The organism is uncultured Rhodococcus sp., from assembly GCF_963525155.1.
Taxonomy (GTDB): domain Bacteria; phylum Actinomycetota; class Actinomycetes; order Mycobacteriales; family Mycobacteriaceae; genus Rhodococcus_F; species Rhodococcus_F qingshengii.
In genome coordinates this window covers 1-12,139 of record NZ_CAURKP010000155.1, presented here as the reverse complement: position 1 = coordinate 12,139, position 12,139 = coordinate 1, and the positions used below count along the sequence as shown (strand labels likewise).

Here is a 12,139-nt window from a genome sequence, read left to right as displayed (position 1 = left end):
GTTCGATGATGATGCGCATGATCGGGCGTATTCCGGCGATGAGTGCGGCAAAGCAGATGAGGCCGGAAGGGCCGGCAGTCAAGGTGAATCCGGCGATCAGGATCGCGACTGCGACCGGCAGAAGTCGTCTCGTCGCGACGGCGCGTTCGATCGAGCACCAGGTCAGCAGCACGCCGAGGGCAACGATCGGTTCGGGGCGCAGTCCGTTGTTGAACGGAAGCCAGAATGCGAGGAAGACAAGCGCGCCGGTCCAGAGGGCGAGTCGATTTCCGCGAATGGCGGCGCCCAGCCGAGGCGCAACCTCCCGGCTGATGACGAGCCAGGTGATGATGCCTGCCAACAGAGCAGGCAGACGGACCCAGGGGCTTGCGGTGCTGACGTGGGCCAGGAGTCCGAGGATGTTGTAATACGGCGTTCCGAACGGGGTTTCGGGGACCGCGAACCACCGGAAGTAGTTGGACATGTAGCCCGATTGCTCGGAGGCTCTTGCCATCGTGAACTGGTAGCCGTCATCGGTGGTGGTAGCGCCGATGAAGTGCCACAGCACCAGCGTTCCGACGACGACGCCGTCGAGGACGGTGAACTTCCACCATCGGGCGGGCAGAAATTTGCGTGTGCCCCGGCCGTCGCGGTTGTCGAGGCGGTGCAGCGCGAAGAGAGACACGACAGCCGTGAGTGCCCCGAGAATCATGGCGAGAGTCTTGATCACCGACGGGCTCGACGTGAAGCGAGAGTCCGCCTCGATCGAGACGTTCAAACCGGCTGCCGCCGAATCGAGGTCGCTGAAGACGCCGACTACCTGTGGCCGGCTGTCGCCCTCGATGACGCGCGGTTCGGAACCGGTGGCACTGAAGGTGGTTCGGGTCGGCTCGGCGGCGAGCGTGAGTGCGCATCCACTCGGCAGATCAGCGACGGGTGTCGAGAGCAACACTCGATCGCGCAGGACAACGTCGACCCGAGCGGGAGCGTCGGAGGATTCGGGGGAGACAGTGGCAACAAATCCGTAGCGGCGCGCATCGGCGGCACCCGGGGGAGCAGTCGAGACGAGCGTTCCTCCGGTGGCGGCCAACTCACTGATCGACGCGCACGGAATCGATGCCTCCATGCGCAACGGTGTGTACGAGACCAATGGCGCCTCGACGCTTGTCGTCGACCCGGCCTGCGGCCAGTTGACGGCGGCGGTGTCCTGTTCGATCGGCAGGAACGGTATCGAGCCGCACAAAACTATGCCGAGGATGGATGCGACAATCGCAACGATCCGTGCTCGGTTCGGTCCGCTGGATCGCTCGGGGGTCGGCAAGGCCGGAGGTGCGGTCGTGGCCACGTCACTGTCTGTCACGACTTTGGACCCTAGCTGTGCGTGACGTGTTTGTTATAAAAGCGCGAGTAATGGGATGGTCGTGTTCCCGGTGCCGTTCCACGGTGTGGGGGTTGTCGGCGATCGAGGCGGGGGTGCTGTGCACGAAGTTCACGAGTCCATTTCGTTGAGCCCACTCCTGCGGCGTTCGACGGTCGCATTCTGCGTCGTCCTCGGAATTGTCCTGGTAATTGTCTGCGGGTTCGCGGCGATCGTGCAGCGTGACCCGGCGGGCTACATCGGCGCCGTGTTGTCCGCGGTCCTGTCCTTCGGGTTGGCCGCGTACATGTGGAAGGTGCGCGTGATCATCACCACAGACGTCGAACGAGTGTCGATCGCGCTGTCTCCGGGGCTGCGTCAGGTATTTCGGTGGGACGAAGTTGCGTCTGCAACTCCAGTACATATCGGGATGGGCTCCGGAATCGGTTATCGAATGACCGGCCCAGGTATGCGGGTAATTCTCGCGTCACCCGGCGACGGGGTCCGCTTTCGTCTGCATGACGGCCGTGAAGTCTCGGTGGCAACACCTCGAAGGGATGAGCTGATCGAACTCGCCCGGCGGCGGGCGCCGGACCTGCAGTGAGCGTTGCAGGTGGACCGGTGAAAAATGGGGTGCGCCTATCCTGGATAATTGACGTTAGTTCTGTGTTTCAGGCGCGCTGTTCAGGGCCTGTGATGCCGGACCGGTTTGCTGCCGCTTGCACAGGCACCCCGTTTGCGTACGAGAGGAACTCTCATGCTTGCCCGCACCGACCTGCGTGGTCGTACCCCATCCACGGCCGAACTTCGCGCCGCGCTTCCCCGAGGTGGAGTGGATGTGGACGCGGTACTGCATCAGGTTCGCCCGATGGTCGAAGCCGTCCGTGATCGCGGGGCAGAAGCCGCCCTCGAATTCGGCGAGAAGTTCGACGGCGTTCGTCCGGCTTCGGTTCGTGTACCCGCAGCCGAGCTCGAGCGCGCACTTCGTGAACTCGACCCCGCAGTCAAGGAAGCCCTCGAGGTTGCGATCGAGCGCACCCGCAAGGTGCACGCCGATCAGCGTCGCAAGGACACCGTCACCGAGGTCGTTCCGGGTGGCACGGTCACCGAGCGTTGGGTTCCAGTCGAGCGCGTCGGGCTGTACGTGCCCGGCGGCAATGCCGTGTACCCGTCCAGCGTTGTCATGAACGTCGTGCCGGCTCAGACGGCCGGCGTCGGATCGCTTGTTGTCGCCTCGCCGCCCCAAGCCGACTTCGGCGGATTGCCGCACCCGACCATTCTTGCCGCCGCAGCCATGCTCGGCGTCGACGAGGTGTGGGCCGTCGGCGGCGGGCAGGGCGTCGCCCTCCTTACCTACGGCGGAACCGACACCGATGGAACCGAGCTTGTCCCGGTCGACCTCATCACCGGTCCCGGCAACATCTATGTCACTGCCGCCAAGCGTCTGTGCCGCGGACTGGTCGGCATCGACGCGGAAGCCGGTCCCACCGAGATCGCGATCCTCGCCGACCACACCGCTGACCCGGTCCACGTTGCCGCCGATCTCATCAGCCAGGCCGAGCACGACGTGATGGCCGCCAGCGTTCTTGTCACGACCAGCGTCGACTTGGCCGACGCGGTCGACAAGGCTCTGGCTGCGCAGCTCGAGATCACCAAGCATCGCGAGCGCGTCACCACGGCGCTGACCGGCAGCCAGTCGGGCACGGTGCTCGTTTCTGATGTTTCCGCTGGTCTGCGAGTCGTCAATGCGTATGCGGCAGAGCACCTCGAGATCCAGACCGAGGATGCAACCGGGGTGGCAGCTCAGGTCACCAGCGCTGGTGCCGTGTTCGTCGGCCCGTGGGCGCCGGTCAGTCTCGGCGACTACTGCGCCGGCTCCAACCACGTTCTGCCGACGGCCGGGTGTGCACGCCACTCCTCCGGTCTGAGTGTGCAGACGTTCCTTCGTGGAATCCACGTGATCGACTACTCCGAGTCTGCACTGAAAGACGTTGCCGGACACGTCATCACGCTGGCCAATGCGGAGGATCTGCCGGCTCACGGCGAGGCTGTGCGTCTGCGATTCGAGGCTCTGCGATGAGTAGTGCTCCTGGAGAGTCGATTTCGGTCGACGCCCTTCCGATTCGCGAGAACCTGCGTGGAAAGTCGGCGTACGGCGCACCGCAGTTGACGGTTCCGGTTCAGCTCAACACGAACGAGAACCCGCATCCGCCGACCCAGGCGCTCATCGACGATGTGGCCGAATCCGTGCGCGAAGCCGCGAAGGAACTGCACCGCTACCCCGACCGTGACGCTGTGGCGTTGCGGACGGATCTGGCTGCGTACCTGGCGAAGCAGACAGGTGTACCGGTCACCGTCGACAATCTGTGGGCGGCAAACGGATCGAACGAGATTCTGCAGCAGCTGTTGCAGGCCTTCGCAGGTCCGGGACGTAGCGCGATGGGTTTTGTGCCTTCGTACTCGATGCACCCGATCATCGCCGACGGTACCGATACCGAGTGGGTCGAGGTCTTCCGTCGGGACGACTTCGCACTCGACGTGGATGCTGCCGTCACCGTGATCGCGGAACGTCGACCCGACGTCGTGTTCGTGACCAGCCCCAACAACCCGACCGGACACAGCGTCGGCATTGCGGAACTGCGACGCATCCTCGACGTGGCGCCGGGCATCGTGATCGTCGACGAGGCGTACGCGGAGTTCTCCGCTGCCCCCAGCGCGATGACGCTGATCGACGAGTTCCCGGCCAAGCTGGTTGTGACCCGCACCATGAGCAAGGCTTTCGCGTTTGCCGGTGGCCGACTCGGCTACCTCGCCGCCGCTCCCGCGTTCATCGACGCACTGTTGTTGGTGCGCTTGCCGTATCACCTCTCGGTGGTCACGCAAGCGGCGGCACGTGCCGCCCTGCGTCACGCCGACGAGACCCTCGGCAGTGTGCACGCCTTGTCCGCCGAGCGCGATCGAGTGTCGAAGGCGCTGGCGGACAACGGTTTCCGAGTGATTCCCAGTGACGCGAACTTCATCTTGTTCGGTCAGTTCACCGACAGTGCACAGGCGTGGAAGGAATACCTCGACCGCGGGGTTCTCATCCGCGACATCGGCATCCCCGGATATCTGCGGGCCACCGTGGGACTCGAAGCCGAGAACGACGCGTTCATCAAGGCCAGTGACGAAATCGCAGGCACCCAGCTGGTCGACACGAATTCAGGAGAGACGGCATGAGCGATCGCATCGCGCGGATCGAACGAACAACTCGGGAATCAAGCATCGTCGTCGAACTGAATCTGGACGGGACCGGCATCGTCGACGTCTCCACCGGCGTTCCGTTCTTCGACCACATGCTCAATGCCTTGGGTACGCACGCCAGCTTCGATCTGGACGTCAAGGCGAAGGGTGACGTCGAGATCGACGCTCACCACACCGTCGAGGACACCGCGATCGTTTTCGGCCAGGCGCTCGGCCAGGCTCTCGGCGACAAGAAGGGCATCCGTCGTTTCGGCGACGCTTTCATCCCGATGGACGAAACGCTGGCGCACGCGTCGGTCGACGTCTCCGGTCGCCCGTACTGCGTGCACACCGGTGAGCCCGACTACATGGTGCATTCCGTCATCGGCGGGTACCCGGGCGTTCCGTATCACGCGGTGATCAACCGCCACGTGTTCGAGTCGATCGCATTGAATGCACGTATCGCACTGCACGTTCGGGTTCTGTACGGCCGCGATCAGCATCACATCACCGAAGCCGAGTACAAGGCCGTTGCGCGCGCTCTGCGTGAGGCGGTCGAGCCGGATCCGCGCGTGAGTGGCGTGCCGTCGACGAAGGGCACACTGTGAGCGTCCTCTTCACCTATCTGCTGTTCATCGGCGCGGGTATTGCCGTGGGCGGCGCCTACTCGATGTTCAAGGTCAACAAGCTTGCGTCGGGAATCCTTCTGGCGTTGGCGGTTCTGGCGGCGGTAGCAGGCGCACTGCGTCTGTGACGCGAAAAGTGACTGCGTCTGTGACGCGAAAAGTGACTGTGTCTGTGACGCGAAAAGTGACTGTATCTGAGACGCAAGATCCTGCTCCATCGCCGGGGTTGCTTCGCACTCCGGGCATGATCGGTGTCCTGATCATGGCGGCAGCAGCTTTCGGTGGCTGGTCGTTGCTGTTGCCGGTGGTGCCGTTGCTGGTTGCGCAGTCCGGCGGATCGGATGCGCTTGCCGGATCGGTGACCGGTGTCTTCATGGCGGCCACGGTCTTGACGCAACTGCTCGTGCCTCGGTTGTTGCGGACGCAGGGCTACCGGCGCGTGCTGGCGGTCGGGTGTCTGCTCCTCGGCCCACCGTCGTTGGTGCTGTTGATCTCGGCCGACGCCGGCCCTGTCCTGGCGGTTTCCGCGGTGCGTGGCATCGGTTTCGGCATGCTGACGGTGGCCGGCAGTGCACTGGTGGCGGAGTTGGCGCCCAAACGAATTCTGGGCCGTGCCACCGGTGCTCAGGGAATCGCGATCGCAGCGTCACAAATGGCGGGGCTTCCGCTGGGGCTTGCGATCATGGAACGGTGGTCGGCGACACCGGTGTTCGTCCTCGGTGCGCTGATCCCGGCGCTCGCGCTGGTGGCCATTGCCGGGTTGCCGAAGATCTTCGCCCAGCCGACCGGGGAATCCGCCCGGTTGAGTGTGTTCGCCGTCTTGGTTCCGGTGCTCGCTCTGGCGTGTGTGTCCGCCTCGTTCGGCGGATTGTCGTCTCTACTGCCGATCGCAATCTCGGAGCGTGCGGCCGTTGCTGGAGTGGTGTTGGCGACCGCCAGTGGGTCGATGTTGGTCGGCCGGTACTCGGCGGGCCTGATCGCCGATCGTCTCGGCAGTGGTCGGACACTCGCGCCGGCATTGGCGTCGTCGACCATCGGATTGGTGCTGTTCGCGATCAACGTCGACGGCGGGTCGACGCCGGTCTTGTTCTGCGCGGCGGTCCTTTTCGGGCTGGGGTTCGGGGCGGTGCAGAACGAGTCCTTGGTCATGGCGTTTCAGGCTGCCGGCCCGAGGCAACTCGGATCCGCCAGCGCGATCTGGAACATCGGCTACGACGCCGGCACCGGAATCGGTGCACTGGCGTTGGGATTCGTGGCCACGACTGCCGGCTATGCGTGGGTCTTCGCGGTCTCTGCGGTCGTTGTCGCTCTGCTCCCGGCACTGGCCGCGGGCGGCAAAGTGATCGGCAGCAGGGTTGCCCGATAGAGTTGGGGCATGAGCGCTTCCACGATTGCTGTACTCGATTACGGCTCCGGCAACCTGCATTCGGCTACTCGCGCACTGGCGCGCACCGGGGCGCAGGTGGAGGTGACCAACGACATGAAGGTTGCACTGGCGGCCGACGGTCTCGTGGTGCCCGGCGTCGGCGCGTTCGCGGCCTGCATGGAAGGTCTGCGTGCAGTGCAGGGTGACCGAATCATCGGCAGACGCCTGGCTGGTGGCCGACCGGTGCTGGGCATCTGCGTCGGCATGCAGATTCTGTTCGACCGGGGAGTCGAATTCGGTGTCGAGGCGGAGGGCTGTGGCGAATGGCCCGGCACCGTGGAGAGGCTGCAAGCAGAGGTCCTGCCGCACATGGGCTGGAACACAGTGGAGGCTCCGGAGTCCAGCACCCTGTTCAAGGGCATAGACGCCGATACCCGCTTCTACTTCGTCCACTCCTACGGTGTGCAGAGTTGGGAGCTCGCGCCGTCCGAGCACATTGCACCCCCGAAGCTGACATGGGCCGATCACGGCGGAAAGTTCCTCGCTGCCGTCGAGAACGGTGCGTTGTCGGCAACGCAGTTCCACCCCGAGAAATCCGGTGACGCAGGCGCCGAGTTGCTGAGCAACTGGGTGCAGAGTTTGTGACCGGGGGATCCGGACCGAACCGCGGTGACGATTTCTCCCTCGCCCGTCTGGCGTTGTTCTCGCTCGGCGCCGCTGTGGCTGCGCTGGCGGTCGCAACCGTCGTCATCGTTGTTCTCAAACCATCGCCGGGCGTCGGCCTCGTGATCGGTCTCGCGGGGGTCGTCGCTGCGATTGCGGCAATGGGCGTCGTATCCAAGCGGATGACCCGAAAAGCGTTCGGTGACCCGGAAGACGGTTCGAGGTCCTGACCTACTAGGGTTACCGCACGTGAGCCTGGTCCTTTTGCCTGCTGTAGATGTCGTCAACGGTGAAGCTGTTCGCCTCGTGCAAGGAGAGGCGGGAAGTGAGACCGGTTACGGGTCGCCCCGCGACGCTGCTCTTGCGTGGCAGAACGACGGTGCCGAATGGGTGCATCTTGTCGACCTCGACGCTGCTTTCGGGCGTGGGTCCAACAGCGAACTGTTGGCCGGCGTCATCAGCGACCTGACGGTCAAGGTGGAACTGTCCGGTGGAATCCGCGACGACGCTTCCCTGGAAGCCGCACTGGCCACCGGCTGTGCTCGCGTGAATCTCGGTACTGCCGCTATCGAGGATCCCGAGTGGTGTGCGCGTGCATTGGCCAAGTACGGCGACAAGATCGCTGTCGGCCTCGATGTTCGTCTCGTCGACGGTCAGTACCGCACCCGTGGTCGCGGCTGGGTCACCGACGGCGGCGATCTGTGGGAGACCCTCGCGCGTCTGGACCGTGACGGCTGCACTCGTTACGTCGTCACCGACGTCTCCAAGGACGGCACCCTGACCGGTCCCAATCTCGAACTTCTCAGCCAGGTCTGCGCGGTCACCGACGCGCACGTCGTCGCCTCCGGTGGTGTGTCGACCATCGAGGATCTACTCGCCATTTCCAGCCTGGTTGATCAGGGTGTCGAGGGCGCGATCGTGGGCAAGGCATTGTATGCCGGTCGCTTCACTCTCCCCGAAGCACTGGCAGCAGTTTCCGGATAGATTTTCCAGATGACTCCGACGCGTGACCTCGACGAACTTCTCGCGATTGCGGGTCGGCTTCTCGACGGCGTCCACGATCAGTTCGTCTCCGGTGTCGGCGCCCCGAGTGCGGTCCGCAAGGGCTGGGGTGATTTTGCAACCGAGGTCGATCTTGCGCTCGAGAAGCGGTTGACCGCGGAGTTGTTCGAGCAGACCGGCATCGAGGTGCACGGCGAGGAATTCGGCGGTCCCGACGTCGGTTCCGGGCTCGTCTGGGTTCTCGACCCCGTTGACGGTACTTTCAACTACTCGGCCGGATTGCCCACTGCCGGAACGCTGTTGGCGCTTCTCGACGACGGTGTCCCGGTGCTCGGATTGACCTGGCTTCCATTGATCGGTCACACGTACGCGACTCGCGCCGGCGGTCCGTTGTTGGTCAATGGAATCGCCGTACCGCCGCTGGAGCCAACCGATCTGGCGTCGTCGATCGTCGGCTTGGGTGCGCTCAACGTCAACAGTCGAGGGCGGATCCCCGGCAGTTTCCGTCTCGACCTCCTCGCCGAGATCAGCAAGGTGTCCTCGCGGATCCGGATACACGGTTCAACCGGAGTCGATCTGGCCTTCACCGCGGCCGGCATCCTGGGCGGTGCGATCGTCTACGGCCGCAACGCGTGGGACAACGCGGCCGGGGTCGCGCTCGTTCGCGGTGCGGGCGGGGTGGTCACCGACCTGGCCGGCCGCCCGTGGACCGTAGAATCGGAGTCGGTGCTCGCTGCCGCTCCGGGCATCCACGGTGAGATTCTCGATATCCTCAACGCGCTCGGTGATCCGCGCGCTTCGTCCTCAGGAGGACCACAGTCATGACCCTCGCAGTTCGTGTGATTCCGTGCCTCGACGTCGACGCCGGGCGAGTGGTCAAGGGTGTCAATTTCGAGAATCTTCGCGACGCCGGAGATCCGGTGGAACTCGCGGCAGCGTACGACGCTCAGGGCGCCGACGAACTGACCTTCCTGGACGTGACCGCCTCCACGTCGGATCGCGGCACGATGCTCGACGTCGTAAGTCGCACTGCCGAGCAGGTTTTCATTCCTCTGACCGTCGGCGGTGGAGTGCGCACGGTCGCGGATGTCGATCGTCTGCTGCGTGCCGGTGCCGACAAGGTCAGCGTCAACACCGCGGCGATTGCGCGCCCGGAACTGCTGAAGGAACTGAGTGAGCGTTTCGGCTCGCAGTGCATCGTCCTCTCGGTCGATGCCCGCACCGTTCCCCAGGGGCAGCCGGACACACCGTCGGGGTGGGAGGTCACGACGCACGGGGGCAAGCGCGGCACCGGGATCGACGCTGTCGAGTGGGCCGAGCGTGGTGCAGAGTTGGGAGTGGGGGAGATCCTGCTCAACTCGATGGATGCCGACGGCACCAAAGCGGGCTTCGACCTTCTGATGATCCGCGCTGTCCGGGCGGCAGTCCACGTACCGGTGATCGCCAGTGGCGGTGCCGGCCTGGTCGAGCACTTTGCCCCGGCTGTCGAAGCGGGCGCAGACGCAGTTCTCGCAGCAAGTGTCTTCCACTTCGGCGATCTGAGCATCCCGGAGGTCAAGGATGCGATGCGTGCCGAGGGAATCGTCGTTCGCTAGGCGTTCTCGGCGCGGATTCCGTCGAACATGAGGCGGCTGATGGCTTGGTTCAACGCCGTGCAGTCGACGGACGAACCGGCTCGCAATCCTTGAATCGCACTTGCCAGCATCATGCCGTTGACGGCCTGCGCAGTGTTGTCGACGTCGAGGTCGGCGCGTAGATAGCCGCATTCGACTCCGTGGTGCAGGTACGCCGCGGTCAACGATGCCGACTGGTCGAGTAGATCGAGCATCCGGCCCGTCAGATCGGCGTCGACGCCCGTCGTCTCGAACAGCAGAACCCGCGGGATGCGGGGGTCGTCGAAGAAGATGCGGGGGAGCGCCTCGGCGATCCGTCCCACCTGGGCGCGGTACTCGTCCAGTGTGCTGGCGGCGTCGGGAGCATTCTCGGTGGCCAGTGCGCTGATGATCTTTGCGACGAGGTCGTCGATGACGTGATCGATGATGTCGCGCTTGTTCTCGAAGTACCGGTAGAAGGTCCCATGGCCGATTCCGAGAGTTGTTGCGATGTCGGCAATTCCGGTTGCGTGATAGCCGCGCTGGGCGAAGCACTCGAATGATGCGTCGATGATCTCGCGGCGCAATTCCGCCTTTTTTCGTTCCGCTCTGGTCATGGCCTTCGTCACATCAGGAATGATACCGTTCTCAATAACGGAATGACGTGTCAGTTTCTGATGTGCAGTTTTTCTGATGTGCAGTGCACGAGAGGGATTCTCCGATGGCAGTGCAGTACGACGCAGTAGTAGTGGGGGCGGGCTTCGGCGGAATGGGTGCGGCCATTCAACTCAAGCGGCTGGGCCTGAACAACCTGGCGATCCTCGAGCGCGAGGACGATCTGGGTGGAACCTGGCACGTCAACCGCTATCCCGGTCTGGCTGTCGACATCGCGTCGGTCACCTACTCGTATTCGTTCGAGCCCAATCCGAACTGGTCCAGGCTTTTCGCACCGGGCGCGGAACTGAAGAAGTACGCCGATCACGTCGCGGACAAGTACGATCTGCGGAAGCACATGACGTTCGGTGCCGTGGTCAACGGAGCCCGCTGGGACGAGGATTCCTCGCACTGGGTCGTATCCGTCGAAGCCGCGCCGGACATCACTGCCAAGTACCTCCTGACTGCGACGGGTTTCCTCTCGCAACCGCATCGGCCCGACATCTCCGGTATCGACGACTTTGCCGGCAAGATCATCCACACCACGGCCTGGGACGATTCCTACGATCTGTCCGGCACCAAGACCGCAATCATCGGAACCGGCGCCACCGCTGTGCAGTTGATCCCCGAGGTGGCGCGGCAGGCCGCAGAGTTGACCGTCTACCAGCGCACCCCGATCTGGGTCGTTCCCAAGATCGACGTCCCCATTCCGAATGCAGTGCAGAAGCTGTTCTCGCGCATTCCGCTCACCCAGCGAATCGCCCGCGCTGTCAGTTCGTCGATCCTCGAAATGATCATGGTCAGCGCGGTCCTGCACTACAAGCAGGTCAAACTGTTGAACAAGGGTGCGGCGGCCGCATCACGTGCGTTTCTGCGGTCCCAGGTCAGCGACGCCAGCCTTCGCAAACAACTCACACCGGACTACGACTTCGGGTGCAAGCGTCCCACATTTTCCAACAGCTACTTCCGTACGTTCACCAAGGACAACGTGCATCTCGAAACGACGCCGATCGACCACATCGCTGCCGACGGAATCGTCACCGCCGACGGTCGCAAGACCGAGATCGACACCTTGGTGCTGGCAACGGGATTCAACCTCTGGGATGTGAATTTTCCAGCCATCGAGGTTATCGGTCGCGAGGGACGAAACCTCGGTAAGTGGTGGCGCGACAACCGTTTCCAGGCCTACGAAGGGGTCGCGGTTCCGTATTTCCCCAATTTCCTCACGCTCGCCAGTCCGTACTCGTACAGCGGGTTGTCCTACTTCACGACGATCGAATCCCAGATGCAGCACATGGATCGACTGTTCGGCGAGGTGAAACGGCGCGGCGCCGAAACATTCGAGGTCACCGAAACTGCCAACGCCGAGTTCCTCGACCGGATGACCGAGAACCTGGCGGACTCCGTCTTCTACGGCGGTAGTTGCCAGACTGCACGAAGCTATTACTTCAATCAGCACGGCGAGGCTGCGATTCTGCGGCCCACGTCGACACGGAATGCGTTCGTCGAAGCGAAACGCTTTCCGCTCGAGGACTATTCGATCGTCTAGGCGGGCTTGTCCCGCGTTCGGCTATCTTGCCGAGCTGACTCCGGTCGGAACCGATATCACGGGATAGCGGTTCTGCCGGTTCAGTCGGGAAGAGACCGAGCTGTGTATCAGTCGGCTCACCGCGGAGGC

The 12,139-nt window shown here is 63.8% G+C and carries 14 protein-coding genes; 12 read left to right on the top strand and 2 right to left on the bottom strand.

What is annotated here, in order from left to right; translation table 11 throughout:
• Positions 1–1,339: arabinosyltransferase domain-containing protein (locus tag RWT78_RS23295; RefSeq protein WP_399552181.1), on the bottom strand; the 1,339-nt coding region annotated here is incomplete at its 3' end.
• Between the two features lie 55 nt (positions 1,340–1,394).
• Between RWT78_RS23295 and RWT78_RS23290 the strand changes: the two genes are divergently transcribed.
• The 11 genes from RWT78_RS23290 (at position 1,395) to hisF (ending at position 9,810) form a co-directional block, all read left to right on the top strand.
• Positions 1,395–1,940: a hypothetical protein gene (locus RWT78_RS23290; RefSeq protein WP_314681206.1), complete on the top strand. Its 546-nt coding sequence runs from the start codon at positions 1,395–1,397 to the stop codon at positions 1,938–1,940.
• Between the two features lie 153 nt (positions 1,941–2,093).
• Positions 2,094–3,416 (top strand): histidinol dehydrogenase, encoded by a 1,323-nt coding sequence (hisD, locus tag RWT78_RS23285; RefSeq protein ID WP_007732254.1) that lies wholly within the window; start codon positions 2,094–2,096, stop codon positions 3,414–3,416.
• Positions 3,413–4,555: a histidinol-phosphate transaminase gene (locus RWT78_RS23280; protein ID WP_221742627.1), complete on the top strand. Its 1,143-nt coding sequence runs from the start codon at positions 3,413–3,415 to the stop codon at positions 4,553–4,555. Before hisD ends, RWT78_RS23280 begins: the two co-directional genes overlap by 4 nt.
• The gene (gene hisB, locus RWT78_RS23275; RefSeq protein WP_003942383.1) at positions 4,552–5,166 is read left to right on the top strand and encodes an imidazoleglycerol-phosphate dehydratase HisB; all 615 of its coding nucleotides are present in this window, start codon (positions 4,552–4,554) and stop codon (positions 5,164–5,166) included. The genes RWT78_RS23280 and hisB overlap by 4 nt, the downstream gene beginning before the upstream one ends.
• Positions 5,163–5,312 (top strand): hypothetical protein, encoded by a 150-nt coding sequence (locus tag RWT78_RS23270; RefSeq protein WP_007732248.1) that lies wholly within the window; start codon positions 5,163–5,165, stop codon positions 5,310–5,312. Before hisB ends, RWT78_RS23270 begins: the two co-directional genes overlap by 4 nt.
• Positions 5,313–5,428: 116 nt before the next feature.
• A complete protein-coding gene (locus tag RWT78_RS23265; protein ID WP_314681197.1) occupies positions 5,429–6,550 on the top strand; it encodes an MFS transporter in 1,122 nt (373 codons plus the stop codon).
• A 9-nt stretch (positions 6,551–6,559) separates the two neighbouring features.
• Positions 6,560–7,195: an imidazole glycerol phosphate synthase subunit HisH gene (hisH, locus tag RWT78_RS23260; protein WP_003942389.1), complete on the top strand. Its 636-nt coding sequence runs from the start codon at positions 6,560–6,562 to the stop codon at positions 7,193–7,195.
• Positions 7,192–7,443 (top strand): hypothetical protein, encoded by a 252-nt coding sequence (locus RWT78_RS23255; RefSeq protein WP_003942374.1) that lies wholly within the window; start codon positions 7,192–7,194, stop codon positions 7,441–7,443. The genes hisH and RWT78_RS23255 overlap by 4 nt, the downstream gene beginning before the upstream one ends.
• A 19-nt stretch (positions 7,444–7,462) precedes the next feature.
• The gene (priA, locus tag RWT78_RS23250) at positions 7,463–8,197 is read left to right on the top strand and encodes a bifunctional 1-(5-phosphoribosyl)-5-((5-phosphoribosylamino)methylideneamino)imidazole-4-carboxamide isomerase/phosphoribosylanthranilate isomerase PriA (protein WP_314681192.1); all 735 of its coding nucleotides are present in this window, start codon (positions 7,463–7,465) and stop codon (positions 8,195–8,197) included.
• A 9-nt stretch (positions 8,198–8,206) separates the two neighbouring features.
• Positions 8,207–9,040 (top strand): inositol monophosphatase family protein, encoded by an 834-nt coding sequence (locus RWT78_RS23245; RefSeq protein ID WP_003942414.1) that lies wholly within the window; start codon positions 8,207–8,209, stop codon positions 9,038–9,040.
• On the top strand, positions 9,037–9,810 hold the full coding sequence (gene hisF / locus RWT78_RS23240; RefSeq protein ID WP_003942380.1) for an imidazole glycerol phosphate synthase subunit HisF: 774 nt from the start codon (positions 9,037–9,039) through the stop codon (positions 9,808–9,810). Before RWT78_RS23245 ends, hisF begins: the two co-directional genes overlap by 4 nt.
• Here the strand turns inward: hisF and RWT78_RS23235 are convergent.
• Positions 9,807–10,424, bottom strand: a complete 618-nt coding sequence (locus tag RWT78_RS23235) for a TetR/AcrR family transcriptional regulator (protein ID WP_007732244.1) — start codon at positions 10,422–10,424, stop codon at positions 9,807–9,809. The genes hisF and RWT78_RS23235 overlap by 4 nt on opposite strands.
• Before the next feature lie 104 nt (positions 10,425–10,528).
• On the opposite strand from RWT78_RS23235, the gene RWT78_RS23230 reads away from it, so the two are divergent.
• Positions 10,529–12,010: an NAD(P)/FAD-dependent oxidoreductase gene (locus tag RWT78_RS23230; RefSeq protein WP_054825210.1), complete on the top strand. Its 1,482-nt coding sequence runs from the start codon at positions 10,529–10,531 to the stop codon at positions 12,008–12,010.
• The last annotated feature ends 129 nt before the right edge of the window (positions 12,011–12,139 follow it).

Bases quoted from the DNA above. Each gene is read 5' to 3' on its own strand.
- RWT78_RS23290 (WP_314681206.1), top strand. From the start codon at position 1,395: ATGGTCGTGTTCCCGGTGCCGTTCCACGGTGTGGGGGTTGTCGGCGAT.
- hisD (WP_007732254.1), top strand. From the start codon at position 2,094: ATGCTTGCCCGCACCGACCTGCGTGGTCGTACCCCATCCACGGCCGAA.
- RWT78_RS23280 (WP_221742627.1), top strand. From the start codon at position 3,413: ATGAGTAGTGCTCCTGGAGAGTCGATTTCGGTCGACGCCCTTCCGATT.
- hisB (WP_003942383.1), top strand. From the start codon at position 4,552: ATGAGCGATCGCATCGCGCGGATCGAACGAACAACTCGGGAATCAAGC.
- RWT78_RS23265 (WP_314681197.1), top strand. From the start codon at position 5,429: ATGATCGGTGTCCTGATCATGGCGGCAGCAGCTTTCGGTGGCTGGTCG.
- hisH (WP_003942389.1), top strand. From the start codon at position 6,560: ATGAGCGCTTCCACGATTGCTGTACTCGATTACGGCTCCGGCAACCTG.
- RWT78_RS23245 (WP_003942414.1), top strand. From the start codon at position 8,207: ATGACTCCGACGCGTGACCTCGACGAACTTCTCGCGATTGCGGGTCGG.
- hisF (WP_003942380.1), top strand. From the start codon at position 9,037: ATGACCCTCGCAGTTCGTGTGATTCCGTGCCTCGACGTCGACGCCGGG.
- RWT78_RS23235 (WP_007732244.1), bottom strand. From the start codon at position 10,424: ATGACCAGAGCGGAACGAAAAAAGGCGGAATTGCGCCGCGAGATCATC.
- RWT78_RS23230 (WP_054825210.1), top strand. From the start codon at position 10,529: ATGGCAGTGCAGTACGACGCAGTAGTAGTGGGGGCGGGCTTCGGCGGA.